Origin of the sequence: Rhizobium sp. Leaf384, assembly GCF_001424065.1 — a bacterium.
GTDB lineage: Bacteria > Pseudomonadota > Alphaproteobacteria > Rhizobiales > Rhizobiaceae > Ferranicluibacter.
In genome coordinates, this window is record NZ_LMQE01000001.1 from 1,379,491 (window position 1) to 1,404,285 (window position 24,795).

Below are 24,795 nucleotides of genomic sequence, written 5' to 3' on the forward strand. Positions count from 1 at the left end.
TTTTTTACGCCCTTGAATTCATTTGTGTTTCGGATGACGCCGATATGCGTGGACGCAAGACGTCAGGTTCGGGTCTGCGAGCGGAACGCATCGAGCGGCACCGGCCGGTCCGGAAGTTCGATGCGGAACAGTGTTCCGGGCGTCGCCTTCTCGACCAGTGCAATTGTGCCGCCATGGGCAAGCACGAGTTCCCGTGCGATCGCAAGGCCAAGCCCGGTGCCGCCCGAGCGGGCCGAGCCGCGAAAGGCCGCAAAGAGGTTCTCACGTGCCTTCCGCGGCATGCCGGGACCGGTATCGTCCACCGTGATGCTGACAACGCTGCCGGTGCGCATGGCCGAAACCGTCACGGTGCGCGTCGGATTGCCGGGATCGTTCTCGTTCATCAAAGCCTGCACGGCGTTGCGGCAGATGTTGTGCACGACGCGAAACAGCTGCTCGCCGTCCGCATCGACTTCCAGATCGTCAGGAACCGCGATGGTGAAGCCGATGCCGGACTTCGGGTCGATCGCCAGGACGTCGCCGACATCCTCCACCAGCGGGCGCAGAGCGAGAAAGCGGCGGCGGGGTTCCGGCTCGGTCGTGCGGCCATATTCCAAGACCTCGCTGGTGTAGCCAACGGCGCGGTCGATCGTGCGCAGCAGAGTCGGCGCGAACCGCTTCACGACGGGATCGTCCACGTCCGCCAGCCGGTCGGACAAAAGCTGTGCGGAAGACAGGATGTTGCGCATGTCATGATTGATCTTGGACACGGCAAGACCGAGATCGGCGAGGTTCTTCTGTTGCTTGAGCGTCTTCTGCAGCTGCGTCTGCATGGCAGCGAGATGTCGGCCGGCCATGGCGAGTTCATCCTGACCCGGCAGGGGCTCCATCACGCGGCGGGGATCGGCGGGGTCCTCGGCAAAGTCCCGCATGCTCGCGGTCATGCGGCGAATGGGCGCGATCATGACCCGGTTGATGACGAGAAAGATCAAGGTCGCAGTAAAGAGCGAGATGCCGATGGAGACGAGGAAGACGGATCGGGCATAGACGAGCATCGCCTTGCGCAGGCTGCGTTCATCCATGACGAGCTCGATCAGCGTGTCGCTTTCACCGATCGGTCCATAAAAGCGGATGGTCCGGTCGCCGCCGAACAGCAATGTCTCGAATGCATCGCGAATGGCGCCGGCGGCCCCGGTGTTGGCGACGTCGAACTTCGCGTCCACCTCGGGCGGCATTTCGGTGGCGGCGATCAGGCGCGATTCCTCGGCGCGACGCAGGGCGATCGCCTTGGTCCCCGTCGCCATCAGCGTATCCTCGCGCACCGGCCCGGAGAGCTGCATGTTCTGCAGTCCGTCGACCACGACCGCAGCGGCCGCGGCCGTGTTCAGCCGGTCCTGCATCCAGCGCAGCCGCATGTTGGCGACCGAGGGGACGAAGATCAGGATTTCGGCGATCATGACGAAGAGGATCGTCAGCAGCAGGAGCTTGCCGGAAAGGCCGCGCAGGAAACTCGAGCGCAGCTGCGGCTCGTCCAGAGCCGTTTCCTTCATGGCGTCGATCGACATTCAGCGTTCCCATGGCGTCCGACGCGCGGACACAAACGGCCGATCGACGACGCATGCACGCGATTATAGGTCACCCAAGCCGAATCTCCAACCCGAAGCCTCCAAGGTTTGCCGGCGACAACGTACCAGCCGGCGCTTTCCGGCGGAAGCCGTGGCACCGCCGCTCGGGCAGCGGTGCGTCCGGACCTCCTCTGTCCGGTCAGAATTCCTCCCAATTATCCTGCGAGGCGGCTGGCGCCGGTGCTGCGTGACTGGCCGAGCCTGCGGAGAAAGCGCGCGCGACGGATCCCATCATCTTGCGGGCCGGCGAGGCGACCGGACGCGCAGTTGCGGTGGCGGCCTTCGGCGCCGGCGTGCGGGTTGCAACGGCCTTTACAGGTGTCGGCCGGGACGGCGTGGCCGAACCGCCAGGTCGCGCCTGCGCGGCTGCGTAAGCGGCAACAGGTTGCGTCTGGTCGAGCCGGAAGTGCTCGATCATCTGCGCGAGGGTTTCGGCTTCGGTGGAAAGCCGGTGCGTGGCGGCATTCGCCTCCTGCACCATCGCGGCATTCTGTTGTGTCACCTTGTCCATCTGGTTGACAGCCGAGGAGACCTCGCCAAGGCTGGTGGCCTGCTCCCGCGCGGCCGTGGCAATGGAGTGGATATGATCGGTGATCGCCAGAACCCGGTTCTCGATCTCGCCGAGGACCTTCCCCGTTTCCTGGACCAGCTGGACGCCGGTCGATACTTCTGCGCCGGACTTTGCGATGAGTCCCTTGATGTCCTTGGCAGCGCTCGCGGCCCGCTGGGCGAGTTCGCGCACTTCCTGGGCAACGACGGCAAAGCCTTTGCCGGCCTCCCCTGCCCGCGCGGCCTCGACCCCTGCATTGAGCGCCAGAAGGTTGGTCTGGAACGCGATTTCATCGATGACGTTGGTGATCTTGCCGATTTCGCTGGAGGCCTGCTCGATCCGGCCCATGGCGTCGACCGCGCTGCGCACGACGGTGCCGGACTGGGCGGCGGCTTCCTTGGCCTGCGTCACGATGACGGTGGCTTCGTGCGCGCGCTCCGTGGACGTCTGTACCGCCACCGTGATCTGGCCGAGGGAAGCCGAGGTTTGCTCCAGCGAGGCAGCCTGCTGTTCCGTGCGCTTGGCCAGATCGTCGGTGGCCGAGCGGAGTTCGCCCGAATTGCCCGTGATCTCGAGCGTCGTCGAGCGGACTTCGCCGAGCGTTTTCTGAAGAACGGAGAGCGCCTCGTTCACGTTGCGCTGAAGTTCGGCAAAGGCACCCTGGAAGTCGCCCGTCATGGGCTGGGTCAGGTCGCCCTGCGCCAAACGCGCAATGACACGACCGGTCTCGCCGATGCCGCGATCGACACCTGCGACGAGTTCATTGACGTTGCCGGCAAAGCGGTCGAGGCTTGTTTCGCCGTAGGTCCGCGTGATGCGGCGAGAGAAGTCGCCGGCAGCGGCGGCCTCGACGACATGCGACATGCTGACCTGCAGGTCGGCCGTCTTTTCGCGCAGAACACTGTCTTCCGTGCTGGCGCGACGGGCCGAAAGGCCGTTGCTGCGGAAGACCTCGACGGCACGCGCCATCTCTCCGATCTCGTCCGAACGCTTGGACTGGGGGAGATCGATCTCGAGGTCGCCGCCGGCAAGCGCCGTCATCGATCGGGTCAGTTCGGAAATGGGGCGGCTGAGTTCGCGACGGGCGATGGCGGCGGCGGCCAGCAGACCTGCGGCGAGACCGAGGAACGCCGTGCCGACGATCATGATGGTCATCTGCCTGCCGATACCGTCGATCTCCGCCTGGATGGCCGCGAGATCGGCTTTATCCTTAGCGACGACCGCATCGATCTCGGCCTGGAAAGCCTTCCGGTTGGCGCGATTCTTGTCGTTGTTGCCCTGCTCGTTGGCCGCCTGGACGGAGACCTCGCGGGCAAGGCGTGCGGTCTCGGTCCGGAACGTGCGGAATTCGGCGGCGCGCGTCACGACCCCATCGAAAGCCGGGAGATCGGCAGCCAGGACCAGCGGGCGCCATTCGGCCGTCAAGGCGTCAATCTTGTCGAGCGTTTTCAAAACGCCTTCCGCGAAAGGCGCAGCTTTTTCCGCCGAGGGCGCCGCATAGATGCCACGCGCATCCATGACGACGGCGGTTACGAGACGATTGAGCTTCTCGCCATTATAAGCGCGCTCGGAGGCCGCCTTGAAGGCTTCGAGCTGGCTATCGTAGCGATGCACGACGGCCAGGGCCATTCCGGCGACGACGAGCGTAACCGCGCTCATGACAATGACGATCAACGAAATCTTACCGCTTATGCGCATGGCACGCGTTCCTCCGACGGCTTTACCCACAGGAGATCACCCCGCCCCTGCATTCTTCGGGGAAATTATCGGTAAGTAGTTAATAACGTAGTACCGGGATCGGCCAAATCCGGGGTAGCGTCTCTTCCGAAATCGGCCGGCGAAGGGATGGCGCAGCGGACACAAGCGACCCCCTTCTGCGTGAAAACGCGGTTATCCGGGGCCGGCAATTGACTTTGACGCTTTTATTCTTATAAGCCGCCGCACGTCCGGGAACGAAATGGCGGGTGAGCTCCGTGCTCGCCGGCTCTGCCGTGCCTTGACAGAAACGCTGCTTGCTTAAGGAAGCAAACCCAAGAAGGGCCGCACACCGCGGTATTAAAATAAATGACAAAGCGTACCTACCAACCCTCAAAGCTTGTTCGCAAGCGTCGCCACGGCTTCCGTGCACGCATTGCCACCAAGGGCGGCCGCAAGGTCATCGTTGCCCGTCGCGCGCGCGGCCGCAAGCGTCTTTCGGCCTAATGGCATACGGCGTCCGCGCCGTCGCCACAGCCGGCACGCCTGCCTTGGCGGAGGCCGCCGGTGACAAGAGATCCCAGACGCATGACGTCAGGTAATCCCAAATCGACTGTCGGGCGGCTGAAAAGCCGGCCGCAGTTTCTTGCCGTGCGCGCCGGCGAGAAGCGGAAGGGTTCCACCTTTCTGCTCGAGGTGCTCGACAGACAGGCGGCTGACGAGCCCGCCCGCGTCGGTTTCACGGTGACGAAGAAGCATGGCAATGCGGTGGAACGGAACCGCATGCGCCGCCGCCTGCGCGAGGCCGTCAGGCTCCAAGCCGCGTTTGCAATGAAACCCGGCCACGATTATGTGATTGTCGCCCGCCGCGAGGTGCTTGGCGTCCCTTTCGACCGACTGGCTAAGATGCTCGCTACGCGAATCGAAGCCCCTCTCGAAGGCAGGCAGAAACAGGCACGGCCGCCGGCCGGCTCCAGGAAAGAATGATGGACAAGAACCGCAACTATTTCATCGCGATCGGCCTGTCGGTGCTGATCCTCATCGCCTGGCAGTTCCTCTACATCAATCCGAAGATGGAGCGCGAACGCGTCGCTCAGGAAGCCGCGCAAGCCCAGGAGACCCAGCAGCAGGCGCAGCAGACCCCTGCCGCAACCACGGACGGCTCGATCCCCGGCGCCACAGCGGGCGCCGTTCCGGGTGCAGCGACCGCCGTTCCCGGCGCAGTGCCCCAGGGCGCCTCGCGTGACGAAGCCATCGCACGGTCTGCCCGCGTCGTCATCGACACGAAGGCGCTTTCCGGCTCGATCAACCTCACCGGCGCGCGCCTCGACGACCTGAAACTGCGGGAGTATCACGAGACGGTCGACGACCGCAGCCCGATCATTACCCTCTTCAGCCCCGCGGAGACGCCGGACGGCTACTTCACCGAAATCGGCTATGTCGGCGATGCCTCCACCGGCGCCGTTCCCGGACCGTCCACCGTTTGGACAGCCTCCGAAGGCGCAAGGCTGACCACGGAAACGCCGGTCACGCTGACCTATACAAACGAGAAGGGCGTGGTCTTCACGCGCGTCATCTCCGTTGACGACCACTTCATGTTCAAGATCGACGACACGATCCAGAACCCGACCGGCGCGCCGATCGCGTTGTCCACCTATGGCCGCGTCACCCGCTTCAACAAGCCGGCGACACCCAGCGTGTACGTTCTGCATGAAGGCTTCATCGGCGTCATCGGGGAGCACGGCCTCGAAGAGGTGAGCTACAAGAAGGTCGAGGACAACGCGCCGGCACAGCCCGGCAAGACGACCGGCGGCTGGCTCGGCATCACCGACAAGTACTGGGCCGCGACCATCATCCCGCCGCAGGCGACGCCCTACGAGACGCGCTTTGCGCATTTCACCGATGGTCGCCCGCGTTATCAGGCCGACTACAAGCAGGATGCCATCACCGTGGCGCCCGGCCAGACGACGACGCTGAACAACCTCGTCTTCGCCGGTGCCAAGCAGGTGCCGCTGGTCGATGGCTATGAGGCGAGCTACAATATTCCGAAGTTCGATCTCCTGATCGACTGGGGCTGGTTCTATTTCATCACCAAGCCGATGTTCAAGCTGATGGACTTCTTCTTCCGCTTCTTCGGCAATTTCGGCGTCGCCATCCTTCTCACCACCATCGTCGTCAAGGCCCTCTTCTTCCCGCTGGCCAGCAAGCAATACGCGTCCATGGCGAACATGAAGAAGATCCAGCCGAAGATGGAGGAAATGAAGAAGAAGTTCGGCGATGACCGGATGGGCATGCAGCAGGCCATGATGGCGCTCTACAAGGAAGAAAAGATCAACCCGATTGCCGGGTGCTGGCCGATCCTCCTGCAGATCCCCGTGTTCTTCGCGCTCTACAAGGTCATCTACGTCACGATCGAAATGCGGCATGCGCCGTTCTTCGGCTGGATCCAGGATCTGTCCGCGCCGGACCCGACGTCGCTGTTCAACCTGTTCGGCCTTCTGCCCTATAGCGTCCCGCACGCACTGATGATCGGCGTCTGGCCCTTGATCATGGGTGTCACGATGTTCCTGCAGATGCGCATGAATCCGACGCCGCCCGATCCGACCCAGGCAATGCTCTTCACCTGGATGCCGGTTGTCTTCACCTTCATGCTGTCAAGCTTCCCTGCGGGTCTCGTGATCTACTGGGCGTGGAACAACACGCTGTCGGTGATCCAGCAGGCCTTCATCATGAAGCGGCACGGCGTCAAGATCGAGCTGATCGACAACATCAAGGGCGTGTTCTCGCGAAAACCCAAACCCGCGAAATAGCAACCGACCATCCCGCCCCGGGCCGCAAGCCCGGGGTTTTCTTTTCCGCCGATAGCATTCACTCTTCAGGCGACCTGACTGCAGGTGAAACGCTCCATTTCAAAGTCCAGAGCGACCTTCGCGCTTTCGATCGAACGCGCAGCGCTCTAAGGGATCCGCCGATGACCGACACCGCCCTGAACGACGAAAAGCCGATGTTCGGCAATCCCTGGATCTTCATTCGCGGCGTTCCCTCCATGGAGTTTCTGCCGCCGGAAGGACCGACGGAAATCGCCTTTGCCGGACGCTCGAACGTCGGCAAGTCCTCGCTGATCAATGCCCTCGTTGGACAGAAGGGGCTGGCACGGACCTCCAACACCCCGGGACGGACACAGGAGCTCAACTACTTCGTGCCGGACGGGTATTCGGGCGCCGAGGGCGACCTGCCGCCGATGGCTCTCATCGACATGCCAGGTTACGGCTATGCGCAGGCGCCCAAGGCGCATGTAGACGCCTGGACGAAACTGGTTTTCGACTATCTGCGCGGCCGGGCCACGTTGAAGCGGGTCTATGTCCTGATCGACAGCCGTCACGGCATCAAGAAGAACGACGACGACGTGCTGTCGCTTCTCGACAAGGCCGCCGTGTCCTATCAGGTTGTCTTGACGAAGACAGACAAGATCAAGGCGGGTGCGGTGCCGCATCTGATGGCCGACACGCTGGAAAAAATCCGCAAGCGCCCGGCCGCGTTCCCGGAAATCGTCGCGACATCGTCGGAAAAAGGCGAAGGCCTCGACGAATTGCGCGCGGCCATCCTGACCGCAATCAGGAACTGATATTCTCTAGACATGTCCTAGGCGCGGCCGTTCGCCGCGCCTGGAAGGCCAACAACAGGGACTGTCAGGCCGGCGCCGTGCCCGGCACGAACGTCATCGACAGGCCGTTGATGCAGTGTCGCTTGCCAGTCGGCTTCGGGCCATCATCGAAGATGTGGCCGAGATGCCCACCGCAGCGACTGCAGTGACATTCCGTCCGCACCATCATGAATGACGTATCGGTGCGCGTTCCCACGGCATTCGGCAACGCCTCCCAGAAGCTTGGCCAGCCCGTGCCGCTATCGAATTTCGTTTCCGAGGAATAGACCGGCAAGGCGCAACCGGCACACTGAAACGTGCCCTTGCGCTTCTCTTCGTTGAGCGCGCTCGTGAACGGACGTTCGGTGTCTTCATGCCGCAGAATGCGGTATTGCTCGTCCCCGAGCATTGCCTTCCATTCGGCATCCGTTTTCGTAACCGCAAACGTCTCGGCGGCGGCAGACGGGGCGACGTGGTTTTTCAAGGCAAAAGCGGCGAGACCGGCTGTCCCGGTCAAGAGAAAGAAGCGACGGCTGAGCATGAAACCTCCTTGCAGGCCATAGAGTGCCTACGGGAGGTGTTCTACGCCTGTCGGCACCATTCAGAAAGCAGCAGACCGATCAAACCCGCGTGAGGATCGATCGCGAAGTTTAAGCGCAGGCGCAAACACGAAAACTCAACGACCGACAATGCCGCTGGCGAGCACCTTGCCCGTCGGCGCGCCGGTTGGGGAACCGCCGGCCGGCTCGAGGCTGACCATGACCGGGGCACCATCCCGCAGACGGGTCCGTGCTGCCTTGGGCACGACGATCTCGCCGTGGCTGTTCCTGTTGACCACCCCGAGAGAGACGGGTTCGCTGCCTTCGGGCGTCAGCCAAATCTGGATGGACTTCGCGTCGGCGACGCCTGCCGTGCTCGCACCCGCAGCCACCGGCGCCAGCCGTAGGCGACCGCTGTCATTGTCGTACCGGGCGGTCAGCGCCAGATCGGAGCCTGCGACGAGGGGGAGGCTCGTGGCCACGCCGCGTGTCGGCGATGCCGCAAAAAGACCGGTCTGCGAGACACCCGTTGCCACGAGCCCAACGACCGCAATGCAGGCAACGCCGCGCCAGAAGGCAGCGGAATTCCAGATGGCCGCGTTGAAGACCGGGACGCGCTCTCGTTGCGGGCGGGGACGCGCGGCCAGCGGCTCGGCAAAGGGAGACACGCGGCGCGGAGCGCGACGGGTCGGCCGCGGCGTCTGGTCGACCGTCAGCATGTTGCTGCGCCAATGATCCACCATGGCTGCAAAATTGCGATCGAGCGTCATGCGCGCCTCGACCTTCTGGCGATCCTCCGGGGAAAGAACGCCCAGCACGTATTCGCCGGCAATCACCTGATCGAGGCGGGAATCGCCACTCTTCGCATTTTCTGTCGTCATGATGTCAATGTGCTCGCCTAGAACCGCGGCCATGCCAAGCGGATGATCGTCGGGATCATACGCATGGTTCGACGCATTTTCCATGGCTTTTACGCCACAGGCTCATGTTCGCCCCCGTGACGACGCGACGCGTTGCACTTTCCGGCTGTCATCATGCCGTTATCTTGCCTCCCGATCATTCCCCCGCGAAAAGACTTGCGCTAAACAGCATCCGCATCGATCCCGAAGGTTTCCGACATGTCCCCATCTGAAAGCGAAATCCAGGCCCGTCTTCTTGCCCAGGCCCTGCCCTACATGCAGCGTTATGAGAACAAGACGATCGTCGTGAAATATGGCGGACATGCCATGGGCGACCCGGAACTCGGGAAGGCTTTCGCCGCCGACATCGCCCTTCTCAAGCAGTCCGGCGTCAACCCCATCGTCGTTCACGGTGGCGGCCCGCAGATCGGCGCCATGCTCAGCAAGATGGGCATCGAATCCAAATTCGAGGGCGGCCTGCGCGTCACCGATGCCAAGACCGTCGAGATCGTCGAGATGGTGCTTGCCGGATCGATCAACAAGGAGATCGTCGCGCTCATCAACCAGACGGGCGAATGGGCGATCGGCCTCTGCGGTAAGGACGGCAACATGGTCTTTGCGGAAAAGGCCAAGAAGACGATCATCGATCCCGACAGCAACATCGAGCGGGTTCTCGATCTCGGCTTCGTCGGCGAGGTGGTCGAGGTCGACCGCACGTTGCTCGACCTCCTGGCGCGTTCCGAGATGATCCCCGTCATTGCCCCGGTTGCGCCCGGCCGCGACGGCGCGACCTACAATATCAATGCCGATACCTTTGCCGGCGCCATTGCCGGCGCGCTCAACGCGACGCGTCTCCTGTTCCTGACCGACGTTCCCGGCGTGCTCGACAAGAACAAGGATCTGATCAAGGAACTCTCCGTGTCCGAGGCCCTGGCCCTGATCGCCGATGGCACGATTTCCGGTGGTATGATCCCCAAGGTCGAGACGTGCATCGAGGCCATCAAGGCCGGCGTCCAAGGCGTCGTCATCCTCAACGGCAAGACGGCCCATTCGGTACTGCTCGAGATCTTCACGGAGCATGGCGCGGGAACACTGATCGTTCCGTAAGGCTGAGCGTTTTCACGGTAGGCAGGCCCGTCCATGCATGGCATAAGGCGGGCATGCGCTCCATTGACAGACTGCCGACCATCGACGATTTCGCCCACGTCACCGAGTGGGTGTTCGACATGGACAACACGCTCTATCCGCACCGCGTCAATCTGTTTTCGCAGATCGACAGCAATATGACGGCTTTCGTCGCGGATCTGCTCCAGATGGAGCCGGCCGAAGCCAAGATCCTGCAGAAGCAGTATTATCGCGATCACGGCACGACACTGAAGGGCTTGATGGTCCACCACGGCATCGACCCGAACGACTTCCTGCAGAAGGCCCACGCGATTGACTATAATGTCATTCCGTCCGATCCGGCTCTGGGCGAGGCAATCAAGGCTCTGCCGGGGCGCAAGTTCATCTTCACCAACGGGACGGTGGTGCATGCCGAAATGGCTGCCCGGGCGCTCGGCATCCTCGATCACTTCGACGACATCTTTGACATCGTCGCGGCCGACTACGTTCCGAAGCCCGCCGGCGCAACCTACGACAAGTTCATGAGCCTCAACCGCGTCGATACCCGACATGCCGCCATGTTCGAGGATCTGCCGCGCAATCTTGCGGTGCCGAAGGCCTTGGGCATGACGACCGTTCTTCTGGTCCCGCAGAACTTCGAATACGCGTTTGCGGAAGCCTGGGAACAGAGCGAGGACGGAAACACGGATATCGACTTCGTGACGGAAGACCTTGCAGGCTTCCTGAAGCAGCTCGTGCCTTCGGCCTAGCCGTCCGGTTTCATTACCGAAGTTTAACTGGCACCCGGCAACGTATTCTCTATCCTTGTCTTCAGGGACGACACGCTGCGGTCAGCCGCCCCCATAAAACGGCACCGCTCCCCGACACAGCACGTGGCCATATCCCGCCTGTCGGGCTGCTGGCGCGTGCGAGAAGACAAGGACGACTCATGACCAAGAAAACCCTTATCCTCGGCCTCTCCGCCATGGCCATCGCCGCATCTGCCCTTGCGACACCATCGTTTGCCGCCAAGCATGATGGCCCGACGCGCGAACAGCGTGCCGAATGGATGATCAAGAGACTGGACACCGACAAGGATGGCAAGGTTTCTCGTGCCGAGGCCGATGCCGCCGCATCGCGCGTCTTTGCCGCCTTCGATGCAGACAAGAACGGGCAGGTCACGCCGGACGAGGTGAAGGCCAAGCGCGACGCCATCAAGGCGGCCCGCGCCGAGATGCGCAAGGCGGACAAGGGTCCGGAACGTCAGGAACTGCGCGCCAAGCTGCAGGAGATGCGACCGGCCATGCTGCCGGCGATGAGCCAGCGGATATTCAAGCGCGCCGACACCGACAAGAACGGCTCACTGTCGCTTGCCGAGGTGACGGTCGCTGCGGACAAGCGCTTCAAGATGCGGGACACGAACGCGGATGGCTTTATCGACGCAGCCGACTTGACCCGCAAGATCTGATCCGGTTCGGCACGGACCTAAAAAATCCGCATCCGAGAAATGGAAATGCCCCGGCGACGGGGCATTTTTCATTCGTGGCTCGCCTGCTCGATCAGGTTTACAGCGTGACTTCGCCTTCGTCTTCGCCATCCCAATAATGGGCCCGTTCGGCAACGACCTTGATCAGCACCAGACCCTTGGTATCGATGCCGTCGGCAAACCACTTGTCGATATCCGCAGACCAGTGCTCCTTGAACGCTTCCTTGTCCCGGATCAGATCGGCTTTGCCTTCGACGGCGACCAGAAACGCCTTGGCGCCCTGAAAGGCCAGAGCGACTTTGGGATCGGCCTTGATATCGTCGACCGTGCGCGTGTCTTCCAGCGTGAAATAGAACGACGTGCCGTCGTACTCGACTTCACGATTGTTGCTCATCGGACGACCGGCGATTGCACCGCCGTCCGTATGGGTCGAGAGCATGCAGATATCGATGTCGCGCATCTTTTCGGCGAGATCGGACAGGGCCTTGTTCGTCATGGATGGATCTCCTCTTGGTGACAGAGGAGAACGCGGGCCCGTCCAACTTGTTGCTTCGCGCATCGTCCGATCGTGTGCGCGCAGACGCGTTATCGTTCGCCGGAGGCGAGCGGCAGGGATGCAGGATCGACGCTGCCATAGAAGCGGGCAATGATGTCCCAAGCCTCGTCGGCGGTATCGACGAACTGGATGAGATCGACGTCGCCAGGCGCAATCGTGCCGAATGCGGCAAGCGCATCGAAATCGACGATCGAGCGCCAGAATTTCTCCCCGAACAGGATGAGGGGGACCAGCGCCATGCGACCGGTCTGCATCAGCGTCATCGTTTCGAACAATTCATCGAGCGTTCCAAAGCCGCCCGGAAAGACCGTCACGGCCTTGGCACGCACAAGGAAGTGCATCTTGCGGATTGCAAAATAGTGGAAATTGAAGCTGAGCTCCGGCGTGACGTAGGGGTTCGGCGCCTGTTCGTGCGGCAGGACGATGTTGAGCCCGATCGACGGCGCGCCGACATCGGCCGCCCCGCGATTGCCGGCCTCCATCACACCGGGGCCCCCACCGGTGACGACGACGAATTCCTTGAAATCCGATTGGGCCGAATGCTCCGAGCAGAGCCGTGCGAACTTGCGGGCCTCGTCGTAATAGACCGAAGCTGCCGTCAAGTTTGCGCGCTGGGTCTCGTTCTTGGCTGCCCATGCATCCTTGCCGGGCTCGGGGATACGCGCACCACCGAACATGACCACCGTGGACGTGATGCCGCGCTCCGCGAGCATCATCTCCGTTTTCAGCAGTTCGAGCTGCAGGCGGATCGGCCGCAATTCCTCGCGGCACAGAAAGTCTTCGTCGGCATAGGCCAGACGGTAGGACGGCGAGAGGGACTGCGGCGTCTTTTCGACGCTTGCCGCGCGGGCGCGCGCCTGGGCGCTGTCTGCAAGGGGGTCCCAGACCCCATCCTTGCGCCGCAAATTCCGCTTCTTCATCCGTGTCATCAGGATCTCGTCTCCCACGCCTGCCGCGGCAGCGACCGGCGAATCTCATCATGTCCGATCGAGACATAGACCGTGCCTCCCGGCGCACCGCAACCGAAAAACGCTTCAAATCTCGGGCATCATGCTCTACAGCGTTGGATACAGCCCGGCTTTTAGGATTTGCGATGACCTCCCACGATCTTGCCTCTCTCGCCTCCACGATCGAGACCGCCTTCGACAACCGCGATACGGTGACGACCGGCACGAAAGGCGAGATTCGCGATGCCGTGGAATCGGCCCTGAACCTTCTCGACAGCGGCAAGGTGCGTGTTGCGGAACGCGGAGCAGATGGCAACTGGACGGTCAACCAGTGGCTGAAGAAGGCGGTTCTTCTGTCCTTCCGTCTTAACCCGATGGAGATCGTCAAGGGAGGCCCGGGCGGGTCGACCTGGTGGGACAAGGTTCCCTCCAAGTTCGACGGCTGGAGTGCAAACGAATTCGAGAATGCCGGTTTCCGCGCCGTACCCAACTGCGTCGTGCGCCGCTCGGCCTACATCGCGCCGAACGCCATCCTGATGCCGTCCTTCGTCAACCTCGGCGCCTATGTCGGCGAAGGCACGATGGTCGATACCTGGGCCACCGTCGGATCCTGCGCGCAGATCGGCGCCCACGTGCACCTGTCGGGAGGCGTCGGCATTGGCGGCGTTCTCGAGCCCATGCAGGCGGGTCCGACCATCATCGAAGACAATTGCTTCATCGGCGCCCGCTCGGAAGTCGTGGAGGGTTGCATTATCCGGGAAGGCTCCGTCCTCGGCATGGGCGTCTTCATCGGCAAGTCGACCCGGATCGTCGATCGCGCCACAGGCGAGATCACCTATGGTGAAGTCCCGCCCTACTCCGTCGTCGTTGCCGGGGCACTGGCCTCCGACAAGCTGATGGGCAACGGCCAGCCGGCCCCGGCCCTCTATTGCGCCGTGATCGTCAAGCGCGTCGACGAGAAGACCCGTTCGAAGACCGGAATCAACGAGCTGCTGCGCGACTGATCGTCGCCCAGCACGGCAGCAACTTTGCCTAACTCAGCGGAATCCGGCAGGTGAAGCAGGTTTCCGCCGCGCTCGACGTCACCTCGATCGTGCCGTTATGGGCCTTGACGATTTCCGAGGCGATATAGAGCCCGAGCCCCAGACCCTCGCGGCCGTGCTCGACCGTGGCACGCACAAATGGCTTGAACAGGTCCCGCTGTACCGCATGCGGGATCGGCTTGCCGGAATTCGTGACGGAGACGACGAACTCGCGCCCGACTTGCGCGGTCCTGACCCGGATCGGACGATCGGCAGTTCCATGCGTCAGAGCATTGGCGACGAGGTTGGACACGAGCTGACCCATCCGGCCTTCATCGCAACGCACGAGGCAATCGCTGAAATCCGTTTCAATCGGCCGGCCCGGATTGGCGATGCTGAGCTCGGCAACGACATGCTCCAGAACCGGGCGTAGCGGTACGCGCTCGGCCTGCTCCACGGCAAGCCCGCCACCCAGGCGTCCGCGTGCAAAATCCAGAACATTGTCGATGAGGCCTGACATGCGCACGACGCTGGCACGCATGAGATCGACCACCGTCTTGGATTTGTCGCTGAGCTCCGTTCGGGCAAGCATGCGCGTGCCCGCATCGATCGAGGCCAGGGGATTGCGCAAATCATGGCCGAGAACGGCAATGAACTGCTCGCGCAGCTCGTTGGCCTGGCGGTCCTGCTCCATCTTGCGGCGGGCATCGACGTGGAAGGCGATCAGTTCGGCGAACAGCCGGAACATGTCGACGATCTCAGGCGTGTTCAGCTTGTTCGGCGCCGGATCGATTGCGCAGAGTGTCCCGAAGAAGGAGCCATCCGAGAGAAGGATCGGCGCCGAAATATAGCTTTGAAAGCCATATTGCGCCGGCGTGTGGTGATGGGCGAAGTCCGGATCCTCGGCAACGTGCTCGATGATGACCACCTTGCGGTGATCGCGAATCTCGTTGCAGATGGTCGTCTCGATGGCCAGTTCCTTGCCAGGAGAAAGACCGAAGTCGATCTTGTCGAGAACATCGCAGGCAATCCACCGGTCTTCCGTGACACGGGCGACAGCGGCAAAGCCCATCCCCGTTACGCGACAGACGACATCGAGAACTTTCGGGACGGCATCGATCTTGGAGACCAGTTCGACGGATTCGGCGGCCAGATCGGGCAACGGTACACTCTCGGAACAAAGGGTTTGACGGATCGCGAAAGTAGCCTTTCGCAATCCCGCAAGCAATGGGCGCGACGGGGCGCAGAACGCCTGCGAGGCCCCGTCGCTGTCGTGATATCTAACGCTTGAAGGGATCAGGACGCCGGTTCGTGGCCTGCCGCTCCAGCATCCAGCCCGGATACTCCGGTGCCAGCGCACTGACCGCATCGAGCTTTTCGAGATCACCCGCGTCAAGCCGGACGTCGGTGGCCTTCAGGTTCTGTTCCAGCTGCTCGATCCTCTTGGCACCGATGATGACGGTGCTGACAAAGGGCTTGGCCAGGATATAGGCAAGCGCAACCTCGGCAACGCTGATCCCATGCTTCTCGCCAACGTCGCGCATGGCGGCGACGCAGGCCCAGGCGCGGTCCTTGTCCACGGGCGGAAAGTCGAAGGTCGCGCGGCGGCCGTCGCCGTTACCAGGCGCACCCGGGCCATATTTTCCCGAAAGCAGCCCGCCGGCGAGCGGCGACCAGACCATCAGGCCCATCTTCTCCTCCAGGAGCAAGGGAGCGAGTTCGCGTTCCAGGTCGCGACCTGCGATCGAGTAATAGGCCTGCAGGCTGTCGAAGCGTGCATAGCCCTTGCGCTCGGAGATGCCAAGCGCCTTGGCGATCCGCCACGCCTGCCAGTTCGACACCCCGATGTACCGGACAAGCCCGCGAGAAACGAGATCGTCGAATGCGCGCAGGGTTTCGTCGATGGGCGTGACGGGATCGGTGGCATGAATCTGGTAAAGGTCGATATGGTCGGTCTGCAGACGCTCAAGGCTCGCCTCCACCGAGTCCATGATATGGCCCCGTGACGCACCGCGATCATTGGGCTTGCCGCTCATCACGCCATAGACCTTGGTGGCGATGATGACATCCTTGCGCGCAACCGCATTGTTCTTCAGCGCCTGACCCAGCAGCCGCTCCGACTGGCCAAAGGAATAGACGTCGGCCGTATCGATGAAATTGATGCCGGCGGCCAGCGAGCGCTCGACGATGCGATCGGCGGCATCCTGGTCGACGTCCGCGATCGGACCCCAGCGCGGATCGTCCGCCGAGCCGAAGGTCATCGTTCCCAGGCAAAGCTCGGAAACGAAGAGGCCGGTATTGCCAAGCTGATTGTAGCGCATGGTCTGCTCCATCCTATCTGTCGAATCGCGTCCGTCGTTGAACCGTGCGATTCGGCCCATAAGCTAGCGCAAAGCCGTCAGAGGTCCAGCAATGCCGGACAGCCGCTCACGCCGCCTGGGTTTCTGTCGGCTCGACCTCGATCGTAACGTGCGACAGCTCGGCAAGATGTGCGAGCTTGGCGCGATAGAAGGATGATGGCATCGGCCTTGTTGCCTTCAGGGCGACGATCGCGCCGTGATGGCCGGGTCCGAGCTGCCAGACGTGCAGATCCGTAATTCTCACGTCGCCACCCTCGATGGCACTCCGGATATCGTCGGGGAGACGCTCTCCCGCAGGTACGTAGTCGAGCAGCACAGACCCGCTGTCGCGCAGGAGACCAAAGGACCAGCGGGCGATGACGAGCGCGCCGATGATGCCGATGGCGGGATCGAGCCAGAGCCAACCATAGAGGCTGCCGAGAACGAGCGCAGCGATCGCCAGAACCGACGTCAGGGCATCGGCAAGCACGTGCAGATAAGCGCCGCGGAGATTGTTGTCCGTATGGCGCCGGGCATCATGATGCTGCTGCGCATGATCGTGCGGGTGTCCGCCATGCGGATGTTCATGTTCATGATCGTGCTCATGTCCATGGTCGTGTCCGTGCCCATGGTCGTGCCCGTGCCGATGGTCGTGTCCGTGCCCGTGATGGTGCCCGCCGAGCAGCCAGGCGCACAGCAGATTGACGAGAAGGCCGAGGACAGCCACCGCAATGGCCTGACGGAAATCGATATCAACCGGGGACCACAGCCGCAGCATGCTTTCCCAGGCAATGAACATGGCAACCAGCGCGAGAACGATGGCGCTGGCAAAGCCGGCGAGGTCTCCGAACTTACCGGTGCCGAAGGTGAAGCGCGGGTTCCGCGCGTTCCGGCGGGCGTAGACATAGGCAAGAGCCGTGATGAGCATGGCAGCGGCGTGGGTCGACATATGCCAGCCATCGGCCACCAGCGCCATGGAGCCGAAGGCGGTCCCGGCGACGATCTCGGCGACCATCATCCCGGCCGTCAGTCCGATGACGATCCAGGTCCGGCGTTCGTTGCGTTCGTGGTCCTGCCCGAGAAAGACGTGGTGATGGGGATTCGACAGACGGCTTTCGGTCATTTCAGGTAGATCCTCATCACGTCGATCAGCTCTGCCGCGGCGCGGGCGCGCTCCGGATCGTCATCCTGGTCCGGATCGCTCACATGGTTGCGGATATGATCCTCGATCAGCTCGGCCGTCAGTCCGCTCATGGCGCCGCGAACGGAAGCCACCTGGTTGAGCACGACACCACAGGGCTCTTCCGCTTCCAGCGCACGTTCGATTGCCTCCAGCTGCCCCTTCAGGCGCCGGACGCGGGCGATCAGTTTGGTCTTGCTCTTCGACAGGTGCGACATAGCATAGGGGGTTACCCTATATTCACCCGAATTGCAATCCGCGTCCCTGTCGCGAACCGCCGTGACAGCGGTGGAGCGATCGGCTACATCTTTCCGGAATCAACAGGCTGTCTTCATGTCCCTTGCCGATCCGACCTCCCTCGACCCTTCCGCCCTTCCCCCATCTCACGATCCCGTTGCCAATCTTGCGGCGCTGATCCGCTGCCCTTCGGTCACCCCGGCCGAGGGCGGGGCGCTCGGCGTACTCGAGGAGATGCTGGCACCCCTCGGCTTTGCCGTCGACCGCGTGCTCGCCCAGGAAGCGGGAACACCCGATATAGAAAATCTCTACGCACGCCTCGGGGGCGCAGACGCGTCATCCGAGGGACGGCACCTGCTCTTTGCCGGCCATACGGATGTCGTTCCGATCGGTGACGAAGCGGCCTGGACGCACGCTCCCTTCGCCGCGGTTATCGACGACGGCATGCTGTATGGTCGCGGCGCGGTGGACATGAAAGGCGGCATTGCCTGCTTCATCGCCGCCGTCGCCCGTTTTGTCGGCCAGCATGGGACACCGAACGGCGCGATTTCGCTGCTGATCACGGGCGACGAGGAAGGCCCGGCCATCAACGGCACGACAAAGCTGCTCGATTGGGCGACGGCCCGTGGTGAACGCTGGGATGCTTGCATCGTGGGCGAACCGACCAATCCCGACCAGCTTGGGGACATGATCAAGATCGGCCGGCGCGGATCCCTGTCGGGCACGGTCACCGTGCATGGCGTTCAGGGTCATGCCGCCTACCCCCATCTCGCAGACAGCCCTGTGCGGGGTGCGCTGCAGCTTGCGGCAGCTCTCATGGACCCCCCTTTCGACGCGGGCACCGAGAACTTCCAGCCATCGAATCTCGAGGTCACAAGCCTCGACGTCGGCAATCCCGCCGTCAACGTGATCCCGGCACGCGCGACATTCCGCTTCAACATCCGCTTCAACGACACGTGGGACGCTGACAGCCTGAAGGGCGAGATCATCACGCGGCTCGATCGGGCGGCCGCGCATGGCCCGTTGCGTCCGGGCCGCGATCCCGTCCGCTACGATCTCACGTGGAGCGAGCGGCCCAGCCACGTTTTCCTCACGCGCAGCAACCAGCTCATTTCGTCGCTTTCGTCGGCCGTCGAGGCGGTCACGGGCCGGCAGCCGGCGCTTTCGACGACGGGCGGCACATCGGATGCGCGCTTCATCAAGGATCATTGCCCGGTGGTGGAATTCGGCCTGGTCGGCCAGACTATGCACATGGTGGACGAGCGGGTTTCGGTTGCGGATCTGGAGACCCTGACCCGCATCTATCTTGCCTTTCTCGAGCGCTGGTTCAACGATGCCGCAGCTTGAGGACATCGGCATCTATCTCAAGGGCGTCTGGATGCTGGTGCTCGGCAAGCCTGAGGGCTTCGACTGGCTGGATCTCAGCGCCGCCGGCGTCTGGCGTTCCTTTGCAGCCATCCTGTGGTGCCTGCCAGCGATGGCTGTCAGCTGGTCGGCGTGGCGGATGTTCTACCTGATCAATATGCCCGAGGGGACGACCGCAGGTCTCGCCTTCATCGCCAAGCTCTTCATCGTCGATGTCGCAACGTGGATCCTGCCGATCCTGCTGATCGTGGTTCTTGCCCGACCGCTTGGCTACGGACAGGCCTTGGGCGCCATCATCGTCGTCACCAACTGGCTGTCGATCCCGACTTTCTACGGCATGGCCGTCCCCGCCGCCATACGGCTGGTCATCCCCGACAGCGACGGGTTGACGGGCATGCTTTCCCTCATGGCGCTCGTCGCGATCATTATCGCGATCTTCAGGGTGCTCAAGGTGATCACGGGCGGCGACCAGACGTTGCTCGCCGCCACGCTGTCGGCGCTCTTCATTCTACCCTCGCTGATGATCGGCGAGGCGATGCAGCGCAGCTTCGGTCTCCTGCCGATTTAAGCCGCCGCCACGCGACCGGTCAGTAGTCCACCTGCATGAAGTAGAGCCCGTCCGGCGGGGCAACGGGCCCGCAGGCCTTGCGATCGCGCGCGTCGAGCGCCGCACGCACCCCCTCGACCGGCCACTTGCCCTCGCCCACCATCTTCAGGGTGCCCGCCAGCGAGCGGATCTGGTTGTGCAGGAAGCTCTGAGCCGTCGCGCGGATCTCGATCACGACGCCGTCCTGCGTCACGTCGAGACGGTCGAGCGTGCGCACGGGGCTGTTGGCCTGGCAGTGGACGGAGCGGAAGGTGGTGAAATCGTGCCGGCCGACAAGGGTCTGGGCGGCTGCATGCATGAGGCCGGCATCAAGCGGCTTCACCACCCACCAGGCACGCTTCGCCTCGAGTGCCAAAGGCGAATGTCGGCAGATGATGCGGTAGAGATAATGGCGGCGAAGGGCCGAGAAGCGCGCGTCGAACGTGTCCGGCACGGCTTGCGCATCGAGGATCGCGACCCGCTCGCCATGCTGGCCGAGATGGGCGTTCAGGGCATTACGCAGCGTTTCCGGCGGCCAGTCGCGGGAAAGGTCGACATGGGCCACCTGCCCCCGGGCGTGGACCCCTGAATCCGTTCTGCCCGCCCCGCGGACCGCAACGGTCTCGCGCGTCAGCCGCAGGACCGCGCCTTCGATGGCACCCTGAACGGAGCGCCCGTTGTCCTGACGTTGCCAGCCGACGTAGGACGACCCGTCATATTCAACAAGCAGTCGAAAGCGAGGCATTCAGAGAAGCCTCGTGCCGGCGGGGATCGGCGTGCCGCGCCGGAATTCGTCGGCGGGCAAGACCTTGCCGCCGGCCTTCTGCAACCGCGTCAGACGGATCGAGCCGTCCCCGCAGGCGATCGTCAGGTCGTCGAAAACGGCCGTCCCCGTCTCGCCGCGCGCCGTCTCCACCGTGGACGCGAGAACCTTGACGCGTTCGCGCTTGCCGGCGACGTCGAGCTCGAACCACGCGCCCGGAAAGGGCGACAGGCCGCGAATGTGGTCATGAACCTCCTGCGCCGGCTTGGTGAAATCGATGTGTGTTTCGCCCTTGGCGATCTTTGCCGCGTAGAGAACGCCCTCGTCGCGCTGCGGGGTCAGCGGCAGTTCGTCCGCTTCCAGCTTCTCCATCGCGTCGCGCATCAGCGCTGCGCCGCGCACCATGAGTGTGTTGTGCAGGTCGCCTGCCGTCATATCCGGGCCGATGGTGACGAGACTGGTAAGGGCGACGGGGCCGGTATCCAGGCCCTTCTCCATCTTCATCACCATCATGCCGGTTTCACGGTCGCCCGCCATGATCGCGCGCTGGATGGGTGCCGCACCGCGCCAGCGCGGCAGGAGAGAGGCGTGGCCATTGTAGCAGCCGAGCCGCGTGCCCGACAGGATGGCTTCCGGCAGAAGTAGGCCATAAGCAACCACCACGGCGACATCGGCATCGAGTGCGCGAAATGCCTGCCGATCTTCCTCGGCCTTGAAGTTGAGTGGCGTGCGGACCTCGATGCCGAGCAGTTCTGCGGCCTGATGCACGGGAGACTTCTGCAGGTCGAGCCCGCGCCGTCCACCGGGACGCGGCGGTTGCGTGTAGACGGCGGCAATCTTGTGCCCGGCCTGCGCGAGCGCGGCGAGCGTCGGCACGGAAAAGTCCGGCGTTCCCATAAAGATGATGCGCAGCGACATGATGGCCTCCCTCGAGAGCGCGGTCGGGCCCGCGGCTGACGGCGGCCCGCGTCGATCAGATGGTTTTCGAACCGCGGGTCTTGGCGGCCTTGGTAAACTTGCGCACCACCATCTCGCGTTTCAGCTTGGAGATATGATCGATGAACAACACACCGTTCAAGTGGTCGATCTCATGCTGCAGACAAGTGGCGAGAAGGCCATCGGCCGCGATTTCCTGCGGATGACCGTCGCGATCGAGATATCGCAGCGTAATGCCGGCCGGACGCTCGACCTCGGCGTAATAGTCGGGAATCGACAGGCAACCTTCCTCGTAGACCGACCGCTCGTCCGACGATGTCAGGATCTCCGGGTTGATGAAGACCTGGGGTGCCTTCTCTTCGCCCTCCTTGGCGATGTCGATCACCAGCATGCGGCGGGGAAGGCCGACCTGGATCGCCGCAAGCCCGATGCCGGGGGCGTCGTACATGGTTTCCAGCATGTCGTCGGCCATGCGTCGAACATCGTCGTCGATCCGCTCGATGGGCGCGGATACCTGGCGGAGCAGGGGATCGGGAAGGATGATAAGAGGCTTGATCGTCATCGCGTCGTGATAGCCGATCTTTTCGGGGTATGGAATTCGTCGCAGCGCGATTTACCGGCATTTTCGCGCAGAAACCACCACCGACGGCGGAGATGTTCATGATTTGATCTGGTCTTTGCCGTGAATTTTGCTAGGGTCCGGCCATGACCTCCTCCTATCTGCTGGATACGCTGCTGGCCGTCTTGTCTGCAACAGGCCTCTCTCCGACCATCATCGCCTGGCTCTTCGTCGGCCTGGCGGCCGTCGTCTGTCTTGCGATCGTCGCCGGTCTTCGCCGGCGCGCTGCCCGGACGTCGGAGACGGCGCAGGCGCAGATGGCGGCGCTCATTCAGGCGCAAACCGAAATGCAGGGGCGAATCGCCGCCATCGCCGACATCTTCGGCACGCGGCAGTACGAACTGAACCAGTCGATCAATCAGCGTATCGACGGCATGACGCAACGGATCGGCGCCTCGATCACCGAGCAGACACGCCAGACGCACGAGAACCTGCGCACGCTTCAGGAACGGCTGGCCGTGATCGACACGGCGCAGACGAACATTCAGTCGCTGGCCAAGGACATGGCCGGACTGCAGCAGATCCTCGCCAACAAGCAGACCCGCGGCGCCTTCGGACAGGGGCGCATGGAAACGATCATTGCCGATGGGTTGCCGCAGGGAGCCTACGCGTTTCAGGCGACGCTATCCAACGCGTCCCGACCCGACTGCATCATCCATATGCCGAACGGCCAGCCCGGCCTGGCAATCGACGCGAAGTTTCCTTTGGAGGCCTGGAACGCCATGCGGGCCGCACAGTCGCCCGACCTCAAGCGGCAGGCGTCGCTGCTTTTCCGCCGTGACCTTGAGGTGCATATCAAGGACATCGCCGGGAAATACCTGATCCCGGGCGAGACGCAGGAGACGGCCTTCCTGTTCGTCCCGTCCGAGTCGATCTTTGCCGACATCCACGAGCATTTCGAGAGCATCGTCCAGAAAGCGCATCGATCGCGCGTCGTCATCGTTTCGCCGTCTCTGCTTCTGCTGTCCATCCAGGTCATCCAAGCGATACTGCGCGACCACCGCATGCGTGAACAGGCCCATCTGATCCAGGCGGAGGTGGTGCGGCTGATGGAGGATCTGGGGCGTCTCGACGAGCGGGTCCGCAAGCTGCACGGCCATTTCACCACCACACAGAAGGATGTCGACGATATCCTGATCTCCTCCGACAAGCTGAAGCGCCGGGGCGCGAAGATCGAAGCCCTGGAACTTCAGGAGAATCGGAGCGCAGCGTCCGAGCAGGCCGAAGGTGGCGCTTCGCCATCGACGCCAGCCCCCGGCAGCCGCGCCGGGTCGCTGAAGCTCAGAGTGGTTGACGAAGACTGAGGCCGTCGGGCAGTGTCCGGCTTACACACGCCGCCGGATGCGGCGTATTCGGGAGGCACTGCATGATCACCGTCTTCGGCTCCATCAACATGGACCTTATCGCCACCACGGCACGCTTGCCGAAACCGGGTGAAACGGTGACGGGCAACAGCTTCACGACAGCCGCCGGCGGCAAGGGGGCAAACCAGGCACTGGCCGCAACACGCGCCGGCGCCAGCGTTCGCATGGCCGGCGCCGTCGGTTGGGACTCCTTTGCCGAATCCGCGCTCGGCCTGATGAAGGAGGCAGGCACCGATCTGTCGCTGGTAAAGACCGCGAGCGAACCGACGGGCACCGCCCACATTCTGGTCGGCGGGGACGGCGAGAACGTGATTGTCGTCGTCTCCAGCGCGAACGAGACGGTCAACGAGGCGGATGCGCTGGCCGCCATCGAGACGATGACGCCGCAGGACACCCTTGTCTTGCAACTGGAAGTCCCGGCAGCGGCGGTCGAAGGCGCACTTCTTGCCGCCCGCGAGCGCGGCGTGCGCTCGATCATCAACATTGCGCCTCTGACCGAGCATGCCGCGGCGCTCGGACGCATGGCCGACATCGTGGTGGCCAACGAAACCGAATTCGAACGTCTCGCCGGACGGGACCGGCTTTCGCCGGAGGAACGCCAGTCTGCCATCCAGGCGCTGAGCGCCGAAACGGGTCAGACGGTCATCGTGACCCTTGGCGCGGACGGCGTGATCGCCATGCATGAAGGCGAGATGTACACGGCTGCAGGCCTCGTGATCGAGCCGATCGACACGGTGGGCGCAGGCGATACGTTCTGCGGCTATCTGGCCGCCGGACTGGATGCCGGGCTGTCGTTCGAGAAGGCCTTGCGACGTGCGGCTGTTGCGGGCTCCCTTGCCTGTCTGAAGCCGGGCGCTCAGCCGGCCATCCCGTTGGCAAGCATGGTCGACGCTGCGCTCTGAGGTCCGTGACAGAATTGCGGGTTTCCACGGGTGCGGGCCCGCCGCCGGCACCGGAACCAATTCTTGTCGGTCGGAGTTTAGCCGATGATCGACAAGGAGAACCCGAAATGTCTTTGAATTCCTCGAATGAAGATGTCCGCGCGCTGCGCGACGAAGTCGCACGTCTGACGAAGATCGTCTCGTCGCAGAGCGCGCGTGCCTATAGCGACACGCTCGACAAGGCCTCCGAAGCCTATGAGGCCGCCGCTCCCTACGCGAAGAAGGCCGTTTCCCAAGTGAAGGCCGAAGGTCGCGCTGTGGCGGACGTCGCGCGCGAACACCCGACTGGCATTGCGAGCGTCGTGGTGCTTGCCACGGCGATCGGCGTTGCTGTCGGCTATATCCTGGGGTCGTCCAGCGAGCCCGAGCCCCGGTCCTGGTGGCGCTGACACCGTCCGGTCGGGATCATCAGAGAACAGA

26 protein-coding genes are annotated in these 24,795 nt (G+C 63.1%); 13 read left to right on the plus strand and 13 right to left on the minus strand.

Features of this window, described 5'->3' with window-relative positions:
* Positions 1–62: 62 nt before the first annotated feature.
* Together ASG25_RS06285 and ASG25_RS06290 are read right to left on the minus strand one after the other, a co-directional pair.
* On the minus strand, positions 63–1,529 hold the full coding sequence (locus tag ASG25_RS06285; protein WP_244479343.1) for a HAMP domain-containing sensor histidine kinase: 1,467 nt from the start codon (positions 1,527–1,529) through the stop codon (positions 63–65).
* 214 nt (positions 1,530–1,743) lie between these two features.
* Complete coding sequence (locus ASG25_RS06290) at positions 1,744–3,852, minus strand: methyl-accepting chemotaxis protein (RefSeq protein WP_062470727.1); 2,109 nt, start codon at positions 3,850–3,852, stop codon at positions 1,744–1,746.
* A 366-nt stretch (positions 3,853–4,218) separates the two neighbouring features.
* On the opposite strand from ASG25_RS06290, the gene rpmH reads away from it, so the two are divergent.
* The 4 genes from rpmH to yihA all read left to right on the plus strand — a co-directional run bounded on the left by rpmH (position 4,219) and on the right by yihA (position 7,474).
* Positions 4,219–4,356, plus strand: coding sequence for a 50S ribosomal protein L34 (gene rpmH, locus ASG25_RS06295; protein ID WP_037104763.1), 138 nt, complete (start codon positions 4,219–4,221; stop codon positions 4,354–4,356).
* A gap of 81 nt (positions 4,357–4,437) precedes the next feature.
* Positions 4,438–4,836, plus strand: a complete 399-nt coding sequence (rnpA, locus tag ASG25_RS06300; RefSeq protein WP_062470732.1) for a ribonuclease P protein component — start codon at positions 4,438–4,440, stop codon at positions 4,834–4,836.
* Entirely contained in the window at positions 4,833–6,659 is a 1,827-nt protein-coding gene (gene yidC / locus ASG25_RS06305; RefSeq protein WP_082479934.1) for a membrane protein insertase YidC, read from the plus strand. The genes rnpA and yidC overlap by 4 nt, the downstream gene beginning before the upstream one ends.
* 161 nt (positions 6,660–6,820) lie before the next feature.
* Positions 6,821–7,474, plus strand: a complete 654-nt coding sequence (gene yihA / locus ASG25_RS06310) for a ribosome biogenesis GTP-binding protein YihA/YsxC (RefSeq protein ID WP_062470737.1) — start codon at positions 6,821–6,823, stop codon at positions 7,472–7,474.
* A gap of 64 nt (positions 7,475–7,538) precedes the next feature.
* On the opposite strand, the gene msrB is transcribed toward yihA, so the two are convergent.
* Together msrB and ASG25_RS06320 are read right to left on the minus strand one after the other, a co-directional pair.
* Complete coding sequence (gene msrB, locus ASG25_RS06315) at positions 7,539–8,033, minus strand: peptide-methionine (R)-S-oxide reductase MsrB (protein ID WP_062470740.1); 495 nt, start codon at positions 8,031–8,033, stop codon at positions 7,539–7,541.
* A 135-nt stretch (positions 8,034–8,168) separates the two neighbouring features.
* Complete coding sequence (locus ASG25_RS06320) at positions 8,169–8,912, minus strand: anti-sigma factor (protein WP_162241359.1); 744 nt, start codon at positions 8,910–8,912, stop codon at positions 8,169–8,171.
* A 237-nt stretch (positions 8,913–9,149) separates the two neighbouring features.
* Between ASG25_RS06320 and argB the strand changes: the two genes are divergently transcribed.
* The 3 genes from argB (at position 9,150) to ASG25_RS06335 (ending at position 11,502) form a co-directional block, all read left to right on the plus strand.
* Positions 9,150–10,037 (plus strand): acetylglutamate kinase, encoded by an 888-nt coding sequence (argB, locus tag ASG25_RS06325; RefSeq protein WP_062470746.1) that lies wholly within the window; start codon positions 9,150–9,152, stop codon positions 10,035–10,037.
* A 53-nt stretch (positions 10,038–10,090) separates the two neighbouring features.
* Positions 10,091–10,804 (plus strand): pyrimidine 5'-nucleotidase, encoded by a 714-nt coding sequence (locus ASG25_RS06330; protein ID WP_062470749.1) that lies wholly within the window; start codon positions 10,091–10,093, stop codon positions 10,802–10,804.
* A 179-nt stretch (positions 10,805–10,983) separates the two neighbouring features.
* On the plus strand, positions 10,984–11,502 hold the full coding sequence (locus ASG25_RS06335; protein WP_062470752.1) for an EF-hand domain-containing protein: 519 nt from the start codon (positions 10,984–10,986) through the stop codon (positions 11,500–11,502).
* A 97-nt stretch (positions 11,503–11,599) separates the two neighbouring features.
* Here the strand turns inward: ASG25_RS06335 and ASG25_RS06340 are convergent, their stop codons facing one another.
* Together ASG25_RS06340 and ASG25_RS06345 are read right to left on the minus strand one after the other, a co-directional pair.
* Positions 11,600–12,016 carry a pyridoxamine 5'-phosphate oxidase family protein gene (locus tag ASG25_RS06340; RefSeq protein WP_062470755.1) on the minus strand — a complete coding sequence of 139 codons (417 nt, stop codon included), beginning with the start codon at positions 12,014–12,016 and terminating at the stop codon, positions 11,600–11,602.
* An 89-nt stretch (positions 12,017–12,105) separates the two neighbouring features.
* Positions 12,106–13,005, minus strand: coding sequence for an LOG family protein (locus tag ASG25_RS06345; protein WP_062470758.1), 900 nt, complete (start codon positions 13,003–13,005; stop codon positions 12,106–12,108).
* 164 nt (positions 13,006–13,169) lie between these two features.
* Here ASG25_RS06345 and dapD point away from each other — a divergent pair, with 164 nt between their 5' ends.
* Positions 13,170–14,027 carry a 2,3,4,5-tetrahydropyridine-2,6-dicarboxylate N-succinyltransferase gene (dapD, locus tag ASG25_RS06350; protein WP_062470761.1) on the plus strand — a complete coding sequence of 286 codons (858 nt, stop codon included), beginning with the start codon at positions 13,170–13,172 and terminating at the stop codon, positions 14,025–14,027.
* Between the two features lie 28 nt (positions 14,028–14,055).
* Here the strand turns inward: dapD and ASG25_RS06355 are convergent, their stop codons facing one another.
* The 4 genes from ASG25_RS06355 to ASG25_RS06370 form a co-directional block, all read right to left on the minus strand.
* Positions 14,056–15,207 carry a HAMP domain-containing sensor histidine kinase gene (locus ASG25_RS06355; RefSeq protein WP_062470765.1) on the minus strand — a complete coding sequence of 384 codons (1,152 nt, stop codon included), beginning with the start codon at positions 15,205–15,207 and terminating at the stop codon, positions 14,056–14,058.
* A 118-nt stretch (positions 15,208–15,325) separates the two neighbouring features.
* Positions 15,326–16,366, minus strand: a complete 1,041-nt coding sequence (locus tag ASG25_RS06360; RefSeq protein WP_062472297.1) for an aldo/keto reductase — start codon at positions 16,364–16,366, stop codon at positions 15,326–15,328.
* Positions 16,367–16,472: 106 nt separating this feature from the next.
* Positions 16,473–17,507, minus strand: a complete 1,035-nt coding sequence (gene dmeF / locus ASG25_RS06365) for a CDF family Co(II)/Ni(II) efflux transporter DmeF (RefSeq protein WP_062470766.1) — start codon at positions 17,505–17,507, stop codon at positions 16,473–16,475.
* Positions 17,504–17,782 (minus strand): metal/formaldehyde-sensitive transcriptional repressor, encoded by a 279-nt coding sequence (locus tag ASG25_RS06370; protein ID WP_062470767.1) that lies wholly within the window; start codon positions 17,780–17,782, stop codon positions 17,504–17,506. Before ASG25_RS06370 ends, dmeF begins: the two co-directional genes overlap by 4 nt.
* 115 nt (positions 17,783–17,897) lie before the next feature.
* Between ASG25_RS06370 and dapE the strand changes: the two genes are divergently transcribed.
* Both dapE and ASG25_RS06380 read left to right on the plus strand, forming a co-directional pair.
* Positions 17,898–19,148, plus strand: a complete 1,251-nt coding sequence (gene dapE / locus ASG25_RS06375; protein WP_062470768.1) for a succinyl-diaminopimelate desuccinylase — start codon at positions 17,898–17,900, stop codon at positions 19,146–19,148.
* Complete coding sequence (locus ASG25_RS06380; protein ID WP_062470769.1) at positions 19,135–19,734, plus strand: hypothetical protein; 600 nt, start codon at positions 19,135–19,137, stop codon at positions 19,732–19,734. The genes dapE and ASG25_RS06380 overlap by 14 nt, the downstream gene beginning before the upstream one ends.
* Positions 19,735–19,753: 19 nt before the next feature.
* On the opposite strand, the gene truA is transcribed toward ASG25_RS06380, so the two are convergent.
* Genes truA through def form a run of 3 tightly spaced genes read right to left on the minus strand, consistent with a single transcriptional unit; the run spans position 19,754 to position 22,013 of the window.
* Positions 19,754–20,497 (minus strand): tRNA pseudouridine(38-40) synthase TruA, encoded by a 744-nt coding sequence (truA, locus tag ASG25_RS06385; protein ID WP_062470772.1) that lies wholly within the window; start codon positions 20,495–20,497, stop codon positions 19,754–19,756.
* Positions 20,498–21,433, minus strand: coding sequence for a methionyl-tRNA formyltransferase (gene fmt, locus ASG25_RS06390; RefSeq protein ID WP_062470774.1), 936 nt, complete (start codon positions 21,431–21,433; stop codon positions 20,498–20,500). It lies immediately after the preceding gene.
* A gap of 55 nt (positions 21,434–21,488) precedes the next feature.
* Positions 21,489–22,013 carry a peptide deformylase gene (gene def / locus ASG25_RS06395; RefSeq protein ID WP_062470776.1) on the minus strand — a complete coding sequence of 175 codons (525 nt, stop codon included), beginning with the start codon at positions 22,011–22,013 and terminating at the stop codon, positions 21,489–21,491.
* A gap of 143 nt (positions 22,014–22,156) precedes the next feature.
* Between def and ASG25_RS06400 the strand changes: the two genes are divergently transcribed.
* The 3 genes from ASG25_RS06400 (at position 22,157) to ASG25_RS06410 (ending at position 24,764) form a co-directional block, all read left to right on the plus strand.
* Positions 22,157–23,374, plus strand: a complete 1,218-nt coding sequence (locus tag ASG25_RS06400; protein ID WP_062470781.1) for a DNA recombination protein RmuC — start codon at positions 22,157–22,159, stop codon at positions 23,372–23,374.
* 62 nt (positions 23,375–23,436) lie between these two features.
* On the plus strand, positions 23,437–24,336 hold the full coding sequence (locus ASG25_RS06405; protein ID WP_062470784.1) for a ribokinase: 900 nt from the start codon (positions 23,437–23,439) through the stop codon (positions 24,334–24,336).
* A gap of 107 nt (positions 24,337–24,443) precedes the next feature.
* Positions 24,444–24,764 (plus strand): hypothetical protein, encoded by a 321-nt coding sequence (locus tag ASG25_RS06410; protein ID WP_062470787.1) that lies wholly within the window; start codon positions 24,444–24,446, stop codon positions 24,762–24,764.
* Positions 24,765–24,795: the final 31 nt, after the last annotated feature.

Excerpts from the sequence above, each read along its gene's own strand:
- ASG25_RS06360 (WP_062472297.1), bottom strand. The coding sequence starts at position 16,366 with ATGCGCTACAATCAGCTTGGCAATACCGGCCTCTTCGTTTCCGAGCTT.
- ASG25_RS06290 (WP_062470727.1), bottom strand. The coding sequence starts at position 3,852 with ATGCGCATAAGCGGTAAGATTTCGTTGATCGTCATTGTCATGAGCGCG.
- yidC (WP_082479934.1), top strand. The coding sequence starts at position 4,833 with ATGATGGACAAGAACCGCAACTATTTCATCGCGATCGGCCTGTCGGTG.
- ASG25_RS06340 (WP_062470755.1), bottom strand. The coding sequence starts at position 12,016 with ATGACGAACAAGGCCCTGTCCGATCTCGCCGAAAAGATGCGCGACATC.
- truA (WP_062470772.1), bottom strand. The coding sequence starts at position 20,497 with ATGCCTCGCTTTCGACTGCTTGTTGAATATGACGGGTCGTCCTACGTC.
- ASG25_RS06405 (WP_062470784.1), top strand. The coding sequence starts at position 23,437 with ATGATCACCGTCTTCGGCTCCATCAACATGGACCTTATCGCCACCACG.
- rnpA (WP_062470732.1), top strand. The coding sequence starts at position 4,438 with ATGACGTCAGGTAATCCCAAATCGACTGTCGGGCGGCTGAAAAGCCGG.
- msrB (WP_062470740.1), bottom strand. The coding sequence starts at position 8,033 with ATGCTCAGCCGTCGCTTCTTTCTCTTGACCGGGACAGCCGGTCTCGCC.
- ASG25_RS06345 (WP_062470758.1), bottom strand. The coding sequence starts at position 13,005 with ATGACACGGATGAAGAAGCGGAATTTGCGGCGCAAGGATGGGGTCTGG.
- ASG25_RS06410 (WP_062470787.1), top strand. The coding sequence starts at position 24,444 with ATGTCTTTGAATTCCTCGAATGAAGATGTCCGCGCGCTGCGCGACGAA.
- ASG25_RS06335 (WP_062470752.1), top strand. The coding sequence starts at position 10,984 with ATGACCAAGAAAACCCTTATCCTCGGCCTCTCCGCCATGGCCATCGCC.
- dmeF (WP_062470766.1), bottom strand. The coding sequence starts at position 17,507 with ATGACCGAAAGCCGTCTGTCGAATCCCCATCACCACGTCTTTCTCGGG.
- ASG25_RS06330 (WP_062470749.1), top strand. The coding sequence starts at position 10,091 with ATGCGCTCCATTGACAGACTGCCGACCATCGACGATTTCGCCCACGTC.
- dapD (WP_062470761.1), top strand. The coding sequence starts at position 13,170 with ATGACCTCCCACGATCTTGCCTCTCTCGCCTCCACGATCGAGACCGCC.
- def (WP_062470776.1), bottom strand. The coding sequence starts at position 22,013 with ATGACGATCAAGCCTCTTATCATCCTTCCCGATCCCCTGCTCCGCCAG.
- rpmH (WP_037104763.1), top strand. The coding sequence starts at position 4,219 with ATGACAAAGCGTACCTACCAACCCTCAAAGCTTGTTCGCAAGCGTCGC.
- argB (WP_062470746.1), top strand. The coding sequence starts at position 9,150 with ATGTCCCCATCTGAAAGCGAAATCCAGGCCCGTCTTCTTGCCCAGGCC.
- ASG25_RS06400 (WP_062470781.1), top strand. The coding sequence starts at position 22,157 with ATGACCTCCTCCTATCTGCTGGATACGCTGCTGGCCGTCTTGTCTGCA.
- yihA (WP_062470737.1), top strand. The coding sequence starts at position 6,821 with ATGACCGACACCGCCCTGAACGACGAAAAGCCGATGTTCGGCAATCCC.
- ASG25_RS06285 (WP_244479343.1), bottom strand. The coding sequence starts at position 1,529 with ATGAAGGAAACGGCTCTGGACGAGCCGCAGCTGCGCTCGAGTTTCCTG.
- fmt (WP_062470774.1), bottom strand. The coding sequence starts at position 21,433 with ATGTCGCTGCGCATCATCTTTATGGGAACGCCGGACTTTTCCGTGCCG.
- ASG25_RS06320 (WP_162241359.1), bottom strand. The coding sequence starts at position 8,912 with ATGACGACAGAAAATGCGAAGAGTGGCGATTCCCGCCTCGATCAGGTG.
- ASG25_RS06370 (WP_062470767.1), bottom strand. The coding sequence starts at position 17,782 with ATGTCGCACCTGTCGAAGAGCAAGACCAAACTGATCGCCCGCGTCCGG.
- ASG25_RS06380 (WP_062470769.1), top strand. The coding sequence starts at position 19,135 with ATGCCGCAGCTTGAGGACATCGGCATCTATCTCAAGGGCGTCTGGATG.
- dapE (WP_062470768.1), top strand. The coding sequence starts at position 17,898 with ATGTCCCTTGCCGATCCGACCTCCCTCGACCCTTCCGCCCTTCCCCCA.